This window comes from Streptococcus sp. HMSC065E03 (assembly GCF_001815045.1).
Lineage (GTDB): Bacteria > Bacillota > Bacilli > Lactobacillales > Streptococcaceae > Streptococcus > Streptococcus parasanguinis_AD.
Map to the genome: position 1 here is coordinate 562,475 of NZ_KV818853.1, position 18,543 is coordinate 581,017.

Consider the following 18,543-nt stretch of genomic DNA (forward strand, 5'->3'; position numbering starts at 1 on the left):
TTATTATTTAGCTTCAAATCCTTCTGCGACTGCGTCCGCAAAGTTCTCTTCGACGATGCTTGCACAGTGATCACAGATGGTTGCGTGGTAGTGGCGTTCAGCCGTTGTTGGATCGATGCGACGGCAACGGTCACAAACTTCACCAGCTGCACGTTCAACTGTGAAGGCTACATCTTCAAAGGTCACTGCACCTTCTGGAGCTGGCCCTTCTGCGATGGTCAACTCAGAAACAATCAAGAGTTGAGCAACATTGCTATCAACAGCTCCAAGAAGAGTTTTCACAACTTCATTTGGATAAACAGTTAAGTGAGCTTCAAGAGATTTACCGATCACTTTTTCATTCCGCGCTTCTTCCAAGGCTTTTTGAGCTTGACCACGGAAGTCCATGAAGGCTGACCAGGTATCCAAGATTTCTTCTTGGTTGGCAAACGTTTCTGCTTCTGGCAATTCTGACAATTGAACGAAGTCTTCTTCTTCAAACTCAAGATAGGACCAGATTTCTTCAGCAGTGTGAGGAAGAATTGGCGTCAAGAGTTTCGTGATTTTCACAAGGATATCATAGAAAACTGTTTGCATTTGACGGCGTTCAAGGGATTTAGCTCCTTCGATGTAAACAACATCCTTGGCAAAATCTAGGTAGAAGGCAGACAGGTCAACGTTGATAAAGTTGACTAGCGCTTTGTAGATCGTCAAGAACTCAAAGTTTTCATAAGCGTCACGGATGATCTTGACAAGCTGGTTAAAGCGAATGGTCATGTACTTGTCAACAGAACGAAGTTCTTCGTAAGCTACTGCATCCTCAGCTGGGTTAAAGTCAGAAGTATTGGCAATCAAGAAACGAAGAGTATTCCGAATCTTACGGTAAGTTTCAGACACTTGGCTCAAGATATCCATTGAGATACGCACGTCATTGCTTGAGTCTACACTGGTTACCCAGAGACGCAAGATTTCTGCACCAAATTGCTTTTCAACATCACTTGGAGCAATGGTATTTCCAAGAGATTTAGACATCTTCTCACCTTTACCATCCAAAGCAAAACCTTGAGACAAGATTTGTTTGTATGGTGCGACACCATGGTTCGCCACAGATGTGATAAGAGATGAGTTGAACCAACCACGGTATTGGTCTGAACCTTCTAGGTAAAGATCAGCTGGGTATTTGAGTTCTGGACGGTTCACCACAACCCCATTCCATGATGAACCTGAGTCAAACCAGACGTCCATGATATCTGTTTCTTTTGTAAATTCGCCATTCGGTGAACCAGGATGCGTAAACCCTTCTGGCAAGAGGTCTTTCGCTTCACGTTGCCACCAGATGATCGAACCATGCTCTTCAAAGAGTTGAGCTACATGCTCGATGGTTTCCGCTGTCATGATTGGTGTGCCATCTTCAGCGTAGAAGATTGGAAGTGGAACACCCCAGGCACGTTGACGAGAGATAACCCAGTCACCACGGTCACGAATCATGTTATAAAGACGCACTTTCCCCCATTCTGAGTGGAATTTCACTTTTTCAATTTCGTCCAAGATATCTTGACGGAATTTTGATACAGAAGCGAACCACTGTGGCACGGCACGCCAGATGATTGGTTTTTTCGTCCGCCAGTCAAATGGGTAGGAGTGAGAGATTTCTTCTTGAGCAAGGAGCAAATCACCAAGTTTTTCGATAACTGTTGGAACAACCTTGTCATAGAACTGACCTGCAAAGTCAGGGCCAGCATTTTCCATCATGATTCCGCGTTCGTTAACAGTAACAGCAACTTCGAGGCCATTGGCAATCCCTACGTTGTAGTCATCCTCACCAAAACCAGGAGCGGTATGGACGATACCAGTACCTGAATCAAGGGTTACATGCTCACCAAGGATCACCAATTCATCCACTTCCGGATCCCATGGGTGTTCTGTCACGATATGGTTCAATTCTTTTCCTTGGTAAGTCGCAAGGACTTCAGCATTTTCCCAACCGAATTTTTCAGAAAGGCTTGGCAAGAGCTCGGATGCTACGACGTACTTGCGGTCAGATCCAGCAGGTTTTACTACGACATAATCAAACTCTGCACCTACTGTCAATCCACGAGAAGCTGTAACCGTAAATGGAGTTGTTGTCCAGACAACGATGTAGGTATCTGTATCTAGGACACCCTTACCATCTTTAACCTTGTTCGCATAGTAAAGGGAAGTAGAAACCAAATCATGGTATTCAATCTCTGCTTCAGCAAGGGCTGACTCAGAAGACCAAGACCAGTAAACTGGCTTAGCCCCACGGTAGATATAGCCTTTATTGGCCATTTCACCAAAGACGCGGATTTGCGCTGCTTCATAGTCAGGCGTCAAGGTTACATAAGGATGATCCCAATCACCTGAAACACCTAAGCGTTTGAAGTCTTCGCGTTGTTTATCTACTTGAGAAAGCGCATATTCACGGCAGAGTTTCAGGTACTCAACCAAGTCCATTTCTTTACGTTTCACACCTTGTTTAGCCAAGACTTGCTCAATTGGCAAACCATGGGTATCCCAACCTGGGATGTACGGTGCATAAAAACCTGACATAGACTTAGAACGAACAATGATATCTTTTGAAATCTTGTTCATGGCATGTCCTACGTGGATATTTCCGTTGGCATAGGGAGGGCCATCATGAAGGGTAAAATGCGGTTTCCCTTCATTCAACTCTTGACGGCGTTGATAGAGTTTTGCATCTTCCCATTCTTTTTGCCAAACTGGTTCTTTCGTTGGAAGCCCAGCCCGCATTGGAAAAGCTGTTTTTCCAAGATTCAATGTTTCTTTGAGTTTCATTGTGTCTCCTTATTGATTTAAAAACTATAAAAAAACACGAGCATCCTAAAAAGGACGATTGCTCGTGGTACCACCTTTGTTCGAGAAGTCGCAAGCGACCTTCTCCTCTCATCCCGTAACGAGGGAAACGTCCGTTCTTACTCAAGGGTTCAGAACGAATACTGTAAAAGGATCATCCATTAAGAGGGAGTGCAGATCTTCCACCATCATCTGCTCGCTAGACCTATCATTAATGGACCTGTTTTTACAAAATTATAAAATATTGACAGATTCACGATTTGCATCATCTTCTGGTTGAACAGTTTCTTCAACCGCAACAACTTCTTCATTTTCATGACGAGCGTGCTCTGCTTCTTCTAAAGCGGATTGAACTTTTTCATTCAAACCTTCAAACGCTTGTGTTGCACCCAATTCTAAATTAGCAGCTTCGATGCGTTTTTGCAATTCTTCGATTTCAGCTGGTGAGAATTGACGAGTCAAATCAATGTTATCATCTTCTGCATGATGATGGTGAACTGATTCACCCAAAGCTTTCTCCACAATTTCACGGAAAGCTTCATCACTTGTTTGAATGTACATAGCTGTTGGACGAAGAATTTCATCCCATTCAGGTGTATCGATAATGCTCAATTGGCTTTCGATGGTTGATTTCAAACGTTGATGGAAGACGCGTGTCTTGTTCTTCAATTCCTCTGTTTCAACGGCAACCTTCTTGGCATTATCCGTTGCATGACGAAGGATTTCATTTGCTTTTTGTTTTGCTTCATCTACTAAGTGCTGTGCATCTTGTTCAGCTTGACGAACAATATTTTCAGAACGTTCGTTAGCGGCTTGTTTGACACGTTCCGCAGTATCTTGTGCAATCAAAACAGATTGACTCAATGAATCTTTCATTTCATCAAAATAGTTTAAGCGTTCTTCAAGAGCTTGAATTTTTGCTTCTTGATCATGATTTAAACGAACAAGATCTTCATAATCGCGAACAACGATATCTAGAAATTCTTCTACTTCGTTCGCATCATACCCTCTAAATTTAACGCCAAAAGTTTTATCTTTAATTTCTAAAGCAGTAAGAGCCATAACTCCTCCTCATTTTTTACTTAAGAGTACTTCAACAGTTATTTTATATTTTCCACTCTTTGAAATACCATTTTCAGAAACAATTTTAAGACGCCCAAAGCGTCGGACACTGACTAAATCATTCAGACCTACAGCATAGCTAACATTGGAAGTAGTCGCATAGTTAACTTTCACTAAACCAGAACTAATCAACTGACTAGCTTGTGAGCGTGAAAGCTTGAAGGTCCCAGCAATCACCTTATCTAACCGATAACTCGACACGAGAATATCTCGCTGCTGGCTTTCTTCCTCTACGATCATTTGTTCAGAGAGAGGAACTTCCCTCAGCTTAACAGGTACCCGAGAAATTTTCTGGATGTGATCCATAAAATAGTGAACAAACCGCTGTTCAACAAATACTTGGATCTTTCCATCACTCGTTAGAATATCTCCAAAGGACTTGCGCTCCACACCCAATTGGTGAACAATGGTCCCCAGTACCTGGGAATGGGTCAAGTGATGAAATTTTGAAGCATAGACCATTTCCAATAAGGCCAGATCAAAGTCACTTGGATCTAATTGGTAATAATCCGGAGCAACAATAACCTTAGCATACTCCATTTTCTGCTCATCACTGGAAGCAAAGACCTGTAATTGGTGGCTTGCCGCGACATTTCGTAAAATAGTGACCTGATGAGGGTTTAAAAAGCCCGTCACCTCAACAGAATAGCGTTCCACCACTCTTTCAGATAATTCAATACAACGATCAATGAATTCGTGATCTTCGCGATTGAAATGTTGGTAAATCTCTGTCTGTCCCATCGTTTTCTACCCAATCAAAAGTAGGAACAAGCGGGCTAATAACTGATTCATCAAGTTCAAGACCAAAAGTGCTACAAGAACCGTAAAATCCAAGCCCCCAAACTGCAATGGTAACTTTCTAAAAAGGCTCAAAAATGGTTCAACTAGGCGGTGAACCATTTGTCCAAGAGTACTCTGAGGTGCCCCAGGGAACCAAGATAGTAAGGCATAGATGACAAGAATGATGGAATAGATTTGAATGATATTTGATAAGTATTGAAAGATAACCATCTTAACGATTACGTTTCATATCATAGTCAAATTCTGTCACTTCCACATCATTTGGAAGGCGGATATCTTCAATGTTAACGACTACATTAATTGGAGTCAACAAGTACATGGTACTTGCAACACGACGAAGATTTCCTGCTAAAACATAACGAGCCCCATCCAAATAATCTAAACAACGACGTGCTTGTACTTCAGTCATATATTGGAAGTCAATCAAGATACTCTCATTAGATAGTAACAGATCAACAATTTCAGTCGCTTCCTCGTATTTGCGGGGATAGCGTACATCAATGGTAATCTTTTCATCTGTATTCGCACGATTAGCAGCCAATTCACGTTGACGTTCATGCAAACGAGTAATATTTTCAGATGTATTTTTCGTTGTTGAAACAGGTTCCTTCACTGCCGCTGTAGACACTGGAGTCGTAACAGGTGCGACAGGAGTCGGTTTTGGTTTTACTGGTTCTCTTTGACTAATCTGTGGACGTGGAGAAGTCACTTGAGGAGTCGGCTGTGGCTGTGGAACTGGTTGTGTTTCCGCCCCAGCTGCTTTTGCCTCGCGAACTTCTACTTCTTCACCGTCTTCTGTGAAGTAGTCAATAAAGTTGTTAAATTTATCTTTTAATGACATAGTTCTTTCCTATTTAAAAAATGATGTCCCAATTCTAACATAAGTCGCTCCGTTCGCAATGGCTACTTCAAAGTCACGACTCATACCCATACTTAGTTCTGAAAAAGGCATATTTTTTAATTGTTTCTTTTCTAGTTGTTTCTGAAGTTGGTGAGTTTTTGAAAAAATATCCTGCAACTCTTCTTGACTAGCCTCAAAAGGAGCCATCGTCATTAAACCAACAATTTCAATTTTGTCCAGCTGTGCGATTTCCGCTAAAACATCATCCAGTTCATCGGGTGCAAATCCATGCTTACTTTCTTCACCAGAAATGTTCACTTGGAGGAAACACTTGATCGGGTGTTCTGCTCGCTTTTGAATTTCTTGAGCCAGCTTCACCGAATCCAAGGCATGAAAGTAATCGACGAGATTAATCACGTCTTTTACTTTCCGCCGTTGGAGGCTCCCAATCAAGTGCCAAGTGAGGTCATACTCTTTTAGAGCTTGATACTTTTCTAGGAATTTATCGACACGATTTTCACCGATATGTTGGATACCTGTTTTCACCAGTGCTTCTGTTGTGGCAACATCCACATACTTGGTAACAGCTATCACATTAACTTGATCTTGACGGTTAGCTTTGTTTCTTGCTGTTTCTACTTGTTGCCGAACAAGATCAGCATTCTCTACCAGATTCATGATTAACGATTCCGGAAGAATGGTGGTGTTTCCAATTCATCATCATCTGAAGATGAATCTACGTAACGATCAACTTGATGTGTTGATGTTGGTTCAGTTTGGCGAACGATATTCTCACGACGAATATCCCAATCACCAAAGGCTGAGCCACGGTTTGGTTCTACCGCTGGACGACTTGGAGTTGTTGGCAATTCAACATCTTGTTTCAAATCAAATTCACGGTCAAATGGTGCAGCTTGTGGGCGTTGTTCACGTGGTCCTGTTTTATAAGGACGTTGTGAGGAAGCAATTCCGCTAACGCGTTCTACCTTGTCTTGACGGACACCAGTTGCAACAACCGTCACGCGGATTTCATCTTTAAGAGATTCATCAATAGATGTACCCAACCAGATGTTCACTCCGTGACCTGCAGCTTGGTTCACAATTTCTGAAGCTTCTTCAGCTTCGATCAATGTCATATCCAAACCACCTGTTACGTTGACGATCACGTCTTCTGCACCATCAATTGTAGTTTCAAGAAGTGGAGAGTAAATGGCTTTACGAGCCGCTTCGATAACGCGTTCTTCACCGCTACCAACACCAATACCCATGAGGGCATTTCCTTTGTTTTCCATAACAGTCTTCACGTCTGCAAAGTCAAGGTTGATCAATCCAGGACTTGTGATCAAGTCAGTGATCCCTTGAACACCTTGACGAAGAACGTTATCTGCTTCACTCAAAGCTTCAAGAAGTGGTGTCTTCTTGTCTACAATTTCAAGCAAGTTGTTATTAGAAATAATCAACAAGGTATCTACATGTTCGCGAAGTTCGTTGATCCCTTCAATAGCGAAGTTGCCACGTTTTGAACCTTCAAACCCGAATGGACGAGTGACAACGGCTACTGTCAAAGCACCTACTGCTTTTGCAATACGAGCGATGACTGGTGCAGCACCTGTACCAGATCCTCCACCCATCCCTGCAGTGATGAAGACCATGTCTGCACCTTGCAAAGCTTCTGTTAACACTTCTTCGCTTTCTTCAGCTGCCTTACGACCAACTTCAGGTTGACCTCCAGCACCCAATCCACGAGTCAATTTTGGACCCAATTGGATAACTGTTTCAGCTTTTGCACTTGAAAGTGCTTGAACATCTGTATTAGCTGCGATGAATTCTACACCGGCAACGCCTTCGTCAATCATACGATTGATGGCGTTACCGCCACCGCCACCGACACCGATTACTTTAATTACTGCACCTTGTGCCGCTGCTGTGTCAAATGAAAATGTCATAAATACTTACACTCCTTAATCAAACATATTACCGATCAAATTTTTCATTCGGTCTGTGAATGTAGTTTTTGGTTCTTGTTTGCTATCATTGCTTGCTGCTGGAATTTCTTGAGTATCCACTGGAGATTCAATCTTCTCAGCATTGTATGCAGGTACTACCGGTTGTGCTGGAGCAGCAGGTTGTGGTTGTACTTGTGGTTGCACTGGACGATCAAATTGAATCGGTTGTTGACGCAAGACTTCGTCTCCATGAACCGCAGCTTGAGCAATAATATCCACATCTGTCAAATTGCCTGCATATTCAGACAAGCTAATTACATGGGCAAAAGCTGGATTGCGAATTCCAATTTGATTTGGAACAAACAATTTCACATTTACACCAAAGACTTCTTGAGCCAATTCTTCAACACCAGGAAGGATCGCTCCTCCACCGATAATCACAATACCACCAGGAAGATCCAACAGATGTCTTCTCTCAAGGTCTTGTTTGATTTGCTCAAAGATGTGTTTGATACGTGCTGAAATGATTTCAGCTAAGTACTTCTCAGTCACTTCAACTGGCTCTACTTCACCGATGACTTCTACATGGAAGACTTCGTTTCCAGCAGATGGCACATAGGCTTCACCATAGTTGAACTTCAAGCCTTCTGCCAATTTTTGAGAAGTTTTCAATACTTTAGAAATATCTTTGGTAACATAATCGCCACCTTCTTGGTAGATATTTGTAAATTGAAGTTCTTGGCTACGAACAGATGCCACCGTTGTTTGGCCACCACCCATATCGATCACCGTTGCTCCGAATTCACGTTCGCCTTCATTCAAGACTGTTTTGATCATCGCAAGCGGTGAAATGATGATGTTTTCAACTTGTAAGCCTGCACGTTCAACGGTTTTACGCAAATTGTGCAAGATTGTACGAGGTCCTGTATAAAGAAGGCCACGCATTTCAAGTCGGATCCCCATCATTCCGCGTGGATCGCGGATTCCTTGGAAACCATCTACTGTGAATTCTTCAGGAATGAAGGTGATTACTTCACGATCCGGTGTCATACTTTTTGTGAGTGCAGATTTGACAACATTTTCAACATCTGCATCTGTGATTTCTTTCGAATCACTTGTGACTGGAATCATTCCTTGAGTTGCTTCGATTTGTAGTAAGTTTGCAGGCAACCCAACATTGACTAGATTGATTGAAATCCCTGCTTTTTCTTCAGCTTGGCTGATTGCATTTTTAATTGCATTTGAAGCAGCTTCGATATCTACTATAATTCCATCTTTGACGCCAGCACTTTTTGCATTGCTGACTCCAATTACATTCATTTCTCCATTGACATGTTCTGCCACCAATACTTTTATTGAACTAGTACCGATATCTAAACCTGTAAAAAAGCCGTCTCTAGCCATTACACCAGTCCTCTCTCTTTATTTGTTTTCACTTTACATCTATTTATAGCCCTTTTAGTTGGAACTATCCAAACTTCATTATATCACAAAGAAGCCTAAAATGGACATTTTTTCTTCAATTATTTGAGATAATTTATGGGCTTTACTCATTCCCAGAAGAATTTTCTCCTTCTTGATTCTGTTCTTGGCTTGCTTCCTCAGAATGTTCTTCTTGCTTTTCTGTACTTTCAGCCTTTTCTTTTTCAGCTTGCTCTTTGGCATCTGCGATTGATTGTTCACTATAGCTGAAAACTCCAGCCTCCATATCAATGGTGGAATCATCGTCTAATTGCTTACTAATGGCTTTATAATAAGGAAGCTTGCGGGTAATTTGGGAAACAGGCACCAAGATTTTATTATCGTTTTTCATGGTGATGGTCACCAGATCCTTGGTGACCTTGCTCGGAGTCAGATCAACCGAAACAATTTTATCCGTAATGGAAGAAGAAATAGACTTCATTTCTTGGACAAATTGTCTAACCAATTCTCGATCTGAGAATTTCAAGCTAATATAGGAGGACGGCAATTCCGAAGCTGGAGTTACTGTCTCAATGACTTCTCCATTTTCCAATACTGGATAGTGGTCTTCTCCGGTCACATAATAAGCAACTACTTTGTGTTCCACGACATTGACTTTAAAGGTCACTGGGAATTGATAATGCATGTGCACTTCTTTGATCCACGGACTAGCCGTTTTCATATTTTGTTCATAGACCGATTTATGAAGGAAGGTCGTCAGAGTATAATCTTCTTCTTTGATGCGACTTTTTTCATACAAGAGTTGCTGATCAACCGCTTTGTTCCCTGAAAATTCAATTACTTTCTGTGTGGACAAGGGACTTAAAAAATAGATGGAGAGAAGGGCGACAATCGAGCTGATTCCGATTACCGGAAGGGCACGATAGATATGGCGTTTTGCCACTGTCGGTTCCTTCTTTGGCTTTTTCGTCTTTAAGCCTTTAAAAAATGAAGGCTTTTTCTCTTGCTTCTCTGAAGGATCTAGCTCCTCTACAGCCGGATCATCCTCTTCTCCTTCTGAACTTTCTCCATCTGCTTCTGGATCCTCTTCGGCCTCAGATTCATCTTCCTCTTCAGACTCTCCTATTTCTTCAGATTCTTCCTCTGAGACGGAAGCTGTTTCTTTTTCTGAAAGGTCTTCGTCTTCTTTTGCTTCTTCGCTTTCAGTTTCCTCTGTCTCAGCTTCTTCTGCTTTTTCAAGCGCTTTTTTTTCTAAATATTCTTTGTTTCTTTTTTGCCAGGCTGACAATTCTGTAATTTTGTCATCCGTTGGCGTTTTTTTATTGTCGTCCGTCATCTTTTCCCTTACTGATATCTTTTTGAAGCAGGCAATAAAAATCGTCTAGTGAAAGGAGTTCTGTCGATTTTTCCATTGCTTGGTGGTAGACTTGGCTTTGCTTCAACATTTCTTGAATGGTTTCATTAAAGGTTTCGAGCGTCAATTGATCTTCCTGCAATTGCTCTGCATAACCTTTATCCACAAAATATTGGGCATTTTCAATCTGATCGCCACGGCTGGCTTCTTTTCCTAGCGGTACGATCAGGTGGAGTTTGTTCATGGCCAAGAGTTCAAACAAGGTATTGGCCCCACCTCTAGTCACCACTAAATCAGCCTTCTGGAGCATGGGCAAATACTGATCGGTTACATAATCCACTCGATACAAACCACCCTCAGCCTGATTCAATGTTGAATCGCCCGTCAAATTGATGATATTGTAGTGCTGCAAGAGCTCTGCTTTGTGCTCTGTCACAAATTCATTAAAGACACGCGCACCGGCTGATCCTCCGACAAAGAGAAGGGTCGGCAAGTCTTTTTGAAATCCTTGTGTTTTTTCTTCTAAAACTTCTGAAGTTGGCGGAATATGATCTGTGACCTTGGTTACCGCACCGATATGCTCACTCTTTGTCAAACCATGTGCTTGCTCAAAAGTCGTGTACATCTTGGTAGCAAATTTATAAGCAATTTTATTGGCCAATCCCATCGAGAGATCCGACTCATGGATATAGACAGGGACACGCGTGAGTCTAGCTGCGATCACCGGTGGCACCGAGACAAATCCCCCTTTTGAGAAGAGAACTTGTGGACGCACACGAAGCAGGATTGCAATGGACTGGAGCGTTCCCCAAGCCACCTTGAACACATCCATCATATTTTGGAAAGAGAAATAGCGGCGCAATTTCCCCGTTGCAATTGAATGAAATCGCACGTCTAAGCCAGACTTTTTGATCTCTTGGTATTCGATTCCTTTTTTGTCTCCAATATAATGGACTTCCCATCCATCTTCGATAAATTTTGGAATCAAAAGGAGATTAAGGGTCACATGTCCCACGGTTCCCCCACCAGTAAACATTATTTTTTTCATCTTATTTCAACCCTTTTACTGTAGCAAGGAATTCATCCCCACGCACTTCAAAATTCGGATACATATCCCAGCTGGCATTAGCAGGACTTAGTAGTACAACATCTCCGGGGCTAGCCAAGTCGAAAGCTTTCTTTGTAGCATCTGCTACATCTGCTGCATCGACATAAGGGACGCCTGCTTTATCGGCTGCGCGTTTCACTCGAGGAGCTGATTCCCCGAGAATCACCATTTCCTTTAGGCCAGTAATGTGAGGCACCAATTCATCAAATTCATTGCCACGATCGAGCCCTCCTGCAATCAAGATCACCTTGCTGTTATCAAAACCAGAAAGAGCTTTTTGTGTTGCTAAAATATTGGTCGATTTACTATCATTATAGAATTTGACACCTTGAATCTCATCCACATATTGAAGGCGGTGTTTCACTCCTCCAAAGGCCGACAAGGTTTCTTTAATGACCTCATTCTCCACACCACGGACTTTTGCAACCGCAATCGTTGCCAAGGCATTTTCTACATTGTGACTACCTGGAACACCCAGTTCATCCGCACGCATAACAACTTCTCCCTTAAACTTGAGAAGTCCATCTTCCAAATAAGCCCCATCCACTTTTTCAACCGTTGAAAATGGAAGGACCCTTGCCTTGGTTTTTGTAGCGAGTTCCTTGGCCAAGTCTTGGTTGAAGTTCAAGACAATGACATCTTTTTCTGTCATGTTCTTTTGAAGATTCCATTTGGCAGCTACATAATTTTCAAAAGAACCATGATAGTCGATATGGGTTGGCATGAGGTTGGTAATCACTGCAATCTCTGGATGGAAGGCTTCAATTCCCATCAATTGGAAAGAAGACAATTCCATGACCAGAACATCCTTTTCTGTTGCTGTTTGTGCAACTTGACTAGCTGGAAAACCGATATTCCCAGACAATAGACCACCTTGGCCGGCAGCCGTCAAGACTTCCCCGATCATGGTTGTCGTCGTCGTTTTTCCGTTTGATCCTGTAATCCCAATAATTGGCGCATCCGAAATCAGATAGGCCAATTCCACTTCAGTGAGGACGGGAATACCTTTTTCAAGTGCTTTTTCGACCATCGGATTGGAATAAGGGATTCCTGGATTTTTGACCATGACTGCAAAGTCTTCATCCAACAATTCCAGAGGGTGGCCTCCTGTTACGACTTTAATCCCTTCTTCCAGTAAACTTTGTGCTGCTGGATTTTCTTCAAAAGGTTTGCCATCATTGACGGTCACAATCGCTCCTAAGCGATCCAACAAACGAGCAGCTGACTCGCCTGACTTAGCCAAACCTAATACAAGAACCTTTTTATTTTCAAATTGTTTCACAAATTTCATGATTTCTTCGCTCCATTTTTATCACTCTCTATTTTACCTTTTTTTAGCAAAATTAAAAAGCCCAAAGGGCTTTAAAAATCACGTCAGCATTTATTTTTTCTGTTTGGTCGTCATTTTGGAAATATCCACCAAAGCCAGGTAACCAACAAAGGCGAGAAAGGCACCGACAAAAAACTCAGACGGTAGTTGGAATATCTGAAAAATGGCGAGACAAGTCAGTACGATAATGGAGACGATTAAGACCACCATTGTGACACTGTTTAAGGTACCACGAATACTTTTGGGGGTCATAAAAAGGTAAAAAAGGAGAATCAAAATCCCTAAGATAAAATAGACCATTTTGTTTCTCCTTCCTTTCCGTATTATTCAGCAGCTGCTGATTTTTTCTTTTTATTTGCTTTTTCGCGTTCTGCTTTGTTCAAGATTTGTTTACGTAGACGGATAGATTCAGGTGTTACTTCCATGTACTCATCGTCGTTCAAAAACTCAAGAGATTCTTCCAAGGTCAAGATACGAGGAGTCTTGATAACCGCTGTTTGGTCCTTAGTAGCTGAACGAACGTTGGTCATTTGTTTAGCTTTCGTAATGTTTACGGTCAAGTCGTTCTCACGAGAGTTTTCCCCGATGATCATTCCTTCGTAAACTTCTGTACCTGGATTGACAAAGATCGTACCACGTTCTTCGATAGACATAATAGAGTAAGTGGTTGCTTTTCCGTTATCGATTGAAACAAGAGCACCACGGTGACGTCCACCGATTTCTCCTGGAATCACTGGCAAGTATTGATCAAAGGTGTGGTTCATGATTCCGTAACCACGTGTCATTGACAAGAACTCAGTTGAGTACCCAATCAAACCACGCGCTGGAACAAGGAAGACCAAACGAGTTTGACCGTTACCAGTTGAGATCATATCCAACATTTCACCTTTACGTTCAGAAAGGCTTTGGATAACAGATCCTTGGTATTCTTCTGGTGTGTCGATTTGAACGCGCTCAAATGGTTCACATTTGACACCATCAATTTCCTTGATAATAACTTCTGGACGAGATACTTGCAATTCGTATCCTTCACGACGCATGGTTTCGATCAAGATAGACAAGTGCAATTCCCCACGTCCTGAAACTGTCCATTTATCAGGTGAATCAGTTGGGTCAACACGAAGAGAGACGTCTGTTTGCAATTCCGCTTGCAAGCGTTCTTCAACTTTACGAGAGGTCACCCATTTCCCTTCGCGACCAGCAAATGGTGAGTTGTTAACCAAGAAGGTCATTTGAAGCGTTGGTTCATCAATGTGAAGAATTGGAAGAGCTTCAACTGCGTCTGTCGGTGTGATGGTTTCTCCAACGAAGATATCTTCCATACCAGAGATAGCGATCAAGTCACCCGCTTTAGCTTCTTGAATTTCACGACGTTCCAAACCAAAGAAACCAAAGAGTTTGGTAACACGGAAGTTCTTAGTCGTTCCATCCAATTTAGAAAGGGTTACTTGGTCTCCAACTTTTACAGTACCACGGAAGACACGTCCGATACCGATACGTCCAACGAAGTCGTTGTAATCAAGCAGGGATACTTGGAATTGAAGAGGCTCATCTGAGTTATCAACTGGAGCTGGGATGTGATCAATGATGGTATCAAAGATTGGTGCCATTGTGTGCTCTTGATCAGCTGGATCATCTGAAAGTGAAGAGGTTCCGTTGATCGCTGATGCATAAACAACCGGGAATTCCAATTGATCGTCATCCGCACCCAATTCGATGAAGAGTTCAAGCACTTCATCTACAACTTCTTCTGGACGAGCAGATGGTTTATCGATTTTGTTAACTACAACGATCGGAACAAGATCTTGTTCCAAGGCTTTTTTCAATACGAAACGAGTCTGAGGCATGGTTCCTTCGTAGGCATCTACGACCAATACAACCCCATCAACCATTTTCATGATCCGTTCCACTTCTCCACCGAAGTCCGCGTGTCCTGGTGTGTCCATGATATTGATTCGAGTTCCGTTATAAGCAACTGCTGTATTTTTAGCAAGAATGGTAATCCCACGTTCTTTTTCAAGGTCGTTTGAGTCCATTGCACGTTCTTGCAATTCTTTACGTTCATCCAAGGTGTGCGATTGTTTCAACAATTCGTCTACCAAGGTTGTTTTACCATGGTCAACGTGGGCAATGATCGCAACGTTACGAATATCTTCTCTTAATTTTGTCATGATTTCCTCTATAAAATTTTAAATAATATTTCTAACTGAACAATTATACCACAGTCCTATCTAAAAAACACAGTTCAGCTAGTTGTAAATGTTTTCATCTTCATTTCTTTTCTCGGACTCGATTTCCTTTTCTTTTCATGATACACTGATTATTAGACTTTCAGAAAAAGAGGCTTCCATGAGATTAGATCAATTGATGGCAGAACATCAGCACGCTCGTAAAGACATCAAACAACTTCTGGCCCGAAGGCAAATCTTGGTCGATCACCTACCAGCTCAAAAGCTATCCCAAAACATCGACCCTGGACTCCAACAGATTCAAATCGGGGATCGGATCATTCAAGAACCGCGTCATCACTACTACATGCTCCATAAACCAATCGGGGCTGTGACCGCTAAAAGAGACGCCCACCATCCAACGGTGATCGATCTAGTGGACCCTCAGCAAGAGTACCCAGATCTCTATCCGCTTGGTCGCCTCGATCGCGATACCAGTGGTTTGCTCCTCCTCACAGATAATGGTCCCTTAGGCTTTCAACTGCTCCATCCTCAATACCATGTGGAGAAGGTCTATGAGGTAGAAGTCAATGGCCCGCTTTATGCAGCCCACATCGAGCAATTTCAGAATGGGATTTCATTCACGGACGGCCCTATCTGTAAGCCTGCCTCCTTGACCATTCTAGAAAGTACCCCCAGCTACAGCAAGGCCCAGGTCCGAATCTCAGAAGGAAAATACCACCAAGTGAAAAAGATGTTTTTGGCCATCGGAGTCAAAGTAATGACCTTAAAACGCTTGTCTTTTGGTCCCTTCACCTTGGATCCTCAGTTAGCACCTGGCGAAAGCCGGCCTTTGAATGAGGTAGAGCTCACATGGGTCAAAGATTTCCTTGAAAAAACAAGATAAAAAAGCTCTAACCACACATTTGCTGCAGTTAGAGCTCTTTTTATTAAGCGTCTTTTTTCACTTTCCCATTCCAAGAATCAAGACCATAAGACAAGACATAAATGTCTGTATAACCCTGTTTCTTAAGATAGAGAGCCGCATTGGTTACACGCGAACTACGGCTATTTTCATAGAGTAAAATTGGTTTATCTTTGCGCAAGGCTGCAAGACTCAACTTCAACTGAGTAGAAGGAATGTTACGTGCTCCTAAAATATGCTTGGCATGAAACTCAGCTGGCTCTCGCAAGTCAATCAACTGACCTTGACGAATCAGCTCTTCAAAAGTCGCATTATCCACAAATTTAGCAGCTTTACGGATGCGGAAATAATTAAACGCCATCCATCCAAATACTCCTAAAATAGCCAACCAAACAATGATATTTCCCATCACTCTACCTCACTCTTTTTCAAAAATTCTAATTCTTGCTTGTGTTCTCTTCTTAAAACGGTATCGGCTTCTAAATAATCGAGCCGCTCCATCAGGCCTGCATCATAAAGACGTTGAAGCTCAATTTTCATCAATTCGATGTCATAGAGGCGCTTCCCCACATAAATGATGATTCCAAAACGTTTTAAAAATTGTTGAACATCATACAGGTTTTTCATGTTCATTATTGTATCAAATTTAGAAAGGCTTTACAAGATTTTCAAGTAAATGATGACATTTTTCAATTGCTTTACGAATAAATAAGTATGATCAACTTTTATTTTTTTACCATCGGTACTTGTATCGCCTCTTTTTTGGGACTAGTTGTCGATCGTTTTCCAAACCAATCCATTCTTGCTCCTCGCAGTCATTGTGATCACTGCCAGCACGTCCTTGGCGTTTGGGATCTCATCCCCATTATCTCGCAACTACTCCATCGTTTTCGCTGCCGCTATTGTCATCAGACCTACCCATTTTGGTACTGCCTTTTTGAGGTCTGGAGTGGCCTACTCTTTTTAGCCTACGCCAATGGTTCCCTTTCTCTGCCTCAACTTCTAACACTACTGGGAGTTGCCGTTTTAGCCATCTATGACCTTCGCTTTATGGAATACCCCTTGGTCATCTGGTGCTGTCTCCATGCCCTGGTCTTCTTTTTATCCGGTAGTAATCTCCTCATGCTGGTCTTTTTACTCCTTGCGATAGGAGCTCACTTTTTCTTTATCGGAATGGGAGCAGGAGATTTTCTCTTACTAGCTACCTTTTCGCTAAGCTTTTCTTCCACCAAGATTCTCTTTCTCATTCAGATCGCATCCCTCTTAGGGATTCTCGTCTTTGCTCTCAAAAAAGAAAGAGACCGGATTCCCTTTGTTCCCTGTCTCTTTCTCAGTTATCACGCTTTACTGCTTTATACGATATTTTGCAGATAAATTCTTCTTATTTTGCAGTCTTCGCTTCTAGATAATCGGCGATAGCAGCCACGTCCTTATCCCCACGTCCGGAAACATTGATGATAATGATCTTGTCTTTATCCAATTGTGGAGCACGTTTGACCGCTTCTGCAATCGCGTGTGAGCTTTCAATGGCTGGGAGGATCCCTTCTGTCTTACTGAGAAGAAGAAGAGCTTCTACTGCTTCATCATCTGTCGCTGCTACATATTCGACACGACCAGAATCTTTAAAGAAAGCATGCTCTGGGCCAACCCCTGGGTAGTCCAAACCAGCAGAGATCGAGTAAACTGGCGCTACTTTTCCATCTTCGCCAAAGACTGCATAAGTCTTCATACCATCAACCACACCAATAGTCCCTTTGGTCATGGTCGCTGCGTGTTGATCGGTGTCCAAGCCATGACCAGCTGCTTCTACCCCAATCAATCCGACTTCCTCTTCTGCAACATATTCAGAAAAGGCACCGATGGCATTGGAGCCACCACCGACACAGGCAATCACATAATCCGGCAAACGGCCTTCTTTTTCCAAGATTTGACGTTTAGATTCTTCACTGATCACCTTTTGGAATTCATGCACAATGGTTGGGTAAGGGTGAGGGCCAACAGCAGAACCCAAAACGTAAAAGGCATCCAGATCCGCCATCCATGCTCCAAACGCAGCATCAACGGCATCTTTCAAGGTCTTAGTCCCGGTTTCAACCGCATGAACGGTTGCCCCCATCATTTCCATGCGGAAGACATTCAAGCGTTGGCGTTCCACGTCTTCTGCCCCCATGTAGACATCACAGGTCATGCCAAACTTAGCTGCTGCAGCTGCTGTAGCCACACCGTGTTGACCGGCTCCTGTTTCAGCAATCACGCGCGTTTTGCCCATGCGCTTAGCCAAGAGGATTTGCCCCAAGACGTTATTTAATTTATGCGAACCTAGGTGATTCAAGTCTTCGCGCTTCAAATAAATTTTTGCCCCACCTAAATGATCTGTCAAACTTTCCGCAAAGTAGAGTGGTGTTTCGCGTCCAGAATAATCTTTCAAATAATGTTTGTATTCTGCGATAAATTCTGGATCATTTTTATACTGTTCAAAGGTTTCCTCTAATTGATTGAGCAAGTTTTGAATGGGTTCTGGTACGAAAGATCCACCAAATTGTCCGAAATAGCCTTTTGTTTCTGTCATGATTGTGTCCTCTTTTCTATATTTTCGATCTGTTTATGATCTTTTTCTCTCGCGGGCCCTTTGAGCTGCAGTCTCACTGGGTTCCTTTGAGATACAAAAAAACTCACACAGAAAAATCTGTGTGAGGACGATTCGATACCGCG

General features: G+C 42.5%; 18 protein-coding genes and 1 other annotated feature (1 of these 19 running past the window's edge). Of the genes, 2 read left to right on the top strand and 16 right to left on the bottom strand.

From position 1 onward, the window contains the following. Positions 1-3 precede the first annotated feature (3 nt). From ileS to typA, 13 genes are all read right to left on the bottom strand, one after another. Positions 4-2,796, bottom strand: a complete 2,793-nt coding sequence (gene ileS / locus HMPREF3002_RS09475) for an isoleucine--tRNA ligase (protein ID WP_070666459.1) — start codon at positions 2,794-2,796, stop codon at positions 4-6. A gap of 252 nt (positions 2,797-3,048) precedes the next feature. Beyond that, the gene (locus HMPREF3002_RS09480; RefSeq protein ID WP_003005971.1) at positions 3,049-3,876 is read right to left on the bottom strand and encodes a DivIVA domain-containing protein; all 828 of its coding nucleotides are present in this window, start codon (positions 3,874-3,876) and stop codon (positions 3,049-3,051) included. A gap of 9 nt (positions 3,877-3,885) precedes the next feature. After that, positions 3,886-4,677: a YlmH family RNA-binding protein gene (locus tag HMPREF3002_RS09485; protein ID WP_070666461.1), complete on the bottom strand. Its 792-nt coding sequence runs from the start codon at positions 4,675-4,677 to the stop codon at positions 3,886-3,888. Between the two features lie 6 nt (positions 4,678-4,683). After that, the gene (locus HMPREF3002_RS09490; RefSeq protein ID WP_003011858.1) at positions 4,684-4,947 is read right to left on the bottom strand and encodes a YggT family protein; all 264 of its coding nucleotides are present in this window, start codon (positions 4,945-4,947) and stop codon (positions 4,684-4,686) included. Position 4,948: 1 nt separating this feature from the next. After that, entirely contained in the window at positions 4,949-5,578 is a 630-nt protein-coding gene (locus HMPREF3002_RS09495) for a cell division protein SepF (RefSeq protein WP_003005962.1), read from the bottom strand. A gap of 9 nt (positions 5,579-5,587) precedes the next feature. Then, a complete protein-coding gene (locus HMPREF3002_RS09500; RefSeq protein ID WP_003011742.1) occupies positions 5,588-6,256 on the bottom strand; it encodes a YggS family pyridoxal phosphate-dependent enzyme in 669 nt (222 codons plus the stop codon). Positions 6,257-6,258: 2 nt separating this feature from the next. Then, positions 6,259-7,524, bottom strand: a complete 1,266-nt coding sequence (ftsZ, locus tag HMPREF3002_RS09505; protein WP_003005955.1) for a cell division protein FtsZ — start codon at positions 7,522-7,524, stop codon at positions 6,259-6,261. A 15-nt stretch (positions 7,525-7,539) separates the two neighbouring features. Beyond that, positions 7,540-8,928: a cell division protein FtsA gene (gene ftsA / locus HMPREF3002_RS09510; protein ID WP_049514219.1), complete on the bottom strand. Its 1,389-nt coding sequence runs from the start codon at positions 8,926-8,928 to the stop codon at positions 7,540-7,542. Between the two features lie 142 nt (positions 8,929-9,070). Then, entirely contained in the window at positions 9,071-10,282 is a 1,212-nt protein-coding gene (locus HMPREF3002_RS09515) for a cell division protein FtsQ/DivIB (protein ID WP_070666465.1), read from the bottom strand. Continuing rightward, entirely contained in the window at positions 10,266-11,348 is a 1,083-nt protein-coding gene (locus tag HMPREF3002_RS09520) for a UDP-N-acetylglucosamine--N-acetylmuramyl-(pentapeptide) pyrophosphoryl-undecaprenol N-acetylglucosamine transferase (protein WP_070666468.1), read from the bottom strand. The genes HMPREF3002_RS09515 and HMPREF3002_RS09520 overlap by 17 nt, the downstream gene beginning before the upstream one ends. A gap of 1 nt (position 11,349) precedes the next feature. Next, positions 11,350-12,699 (bottom strand): UDP-N-acetylmuramoyl-L-alanine--D-glutamate ligase, encoded by a 1,350-nt coding sequence (gene murD, locus HMPREF3002_RS09525; RefSeq protein WP_070666471.1) that lies wholly within the window; start codon positions 12,697-12,699, stop codon positions 11,350-11,352. Positions 12,700-12,789: 90 nt separating this feature from the next. Further along, positions 12,790-13,038 (bottom strand): DUF3165 family protein, encoded by a 249-nt coding sequence (locus HMPREF3002_RS09530; RefSeq protein ID WP_004219693.1) that lies wholly within the window; start codon positions 13,036-13,038, stop codon positions 12,790-12,792. A 23-nt stretch (positions 13,039-13,061) separates the two neighbouring features. Next, positions 13,062-14,909, bottom strand: a complete 1,848-nt coding sequence (typA, locus tag HMPREF3002_RS09535; protein ID WP_003017941.1) for a translational GTPase TypA — start codon at positions 14,907-14,909, stop codon at positions 13,062-13,064. 178 nt (positions 14,910-15,087) lie between these two features. Between typA and HMPREF3002_RS09540 the strand changes: the two genes are divergently transcribed. Then, a complete protein-coding gene (locus tag HMPREF3002_RS09540; protein WP_070666474.1) occupies positions 15,088-15,813 on the top strand; it encodes a 16S rRNA pseudouridine(516) synthase in 726 nt (241 codons plus the stop codon). A 43-nt stretch (positions 15,814-15,856) separates the two neighbouring features. Here HMPREF3002_RS09540 and HMPREF3002_RS09545 read toward each other — a convergent pair whose 3' ends face one another. Further along, on the bottom strand, positions 15,857-16,240 hold the full coding sequence (locus HMPREF3002_RS09545; RefSeq protein ID WP_070666476.1) for a rhodanese-like domain-containing protein: 384 nt from the start codon (positions 16,238-16,240) through the stop codon (positions 15,857-15,859). Beyond that, a complete protein-coding gene (locus tag HMPREF3002_RS09550) occupies positions 16,240-16,458 on the bottom strand; it encodes a YqgQ family protein (RefSeq protein ID WP_003017930.1) in 219 nt (72 codons plus the stop codon). Before HMPREF3002_RS09550 ends, HMPREF3002_RS09545 begins: the two co-directional genes overlap by 1 nt. A gap of 87 nt (positions 16,459-16,545) precedes the next feature. Here HMPREF3002_RS09550 and HMPREF3002_RS09555 point away from each other — a divergent pair, with 87 nt between their 5' ends. Further along, positions 16,546-17,205 (top strand): prepilin peptidase, encoded by a 660-nt coding sequence (locus tag HMPREF3002_RS09555; RefSeq protein WP_070666479.1) that lies wholly within the window; start codon positions 16,546-16,548, stop codon positions 17,203-17,205. Between the two features lie 7 nt (positions 17,206-17,212). Here the strand turns inward: HMPREF3002_RS09555 and trpB are convergent, their stop codons facing one another. Continuing rightward, the gene (trpB, locus tag HMPREF3002_RS09560) at positions 17,213-18,400 is read right to left on the bottom strand and encodes a tryptophan synthase subunit beta (protein WP_070666482.1); all 1,188 of its coding nucleotides are present in this window, start codon (positions 18,398-18,400) and stop codon (positions 17,213-17,215) included. Positions 18,401-18,520: 120 nt separating this feature from the next. After that, positions 18,521-18,543, bottom strand: a binding site (T-box leader) (it continues 218 nt past the right edge of the window).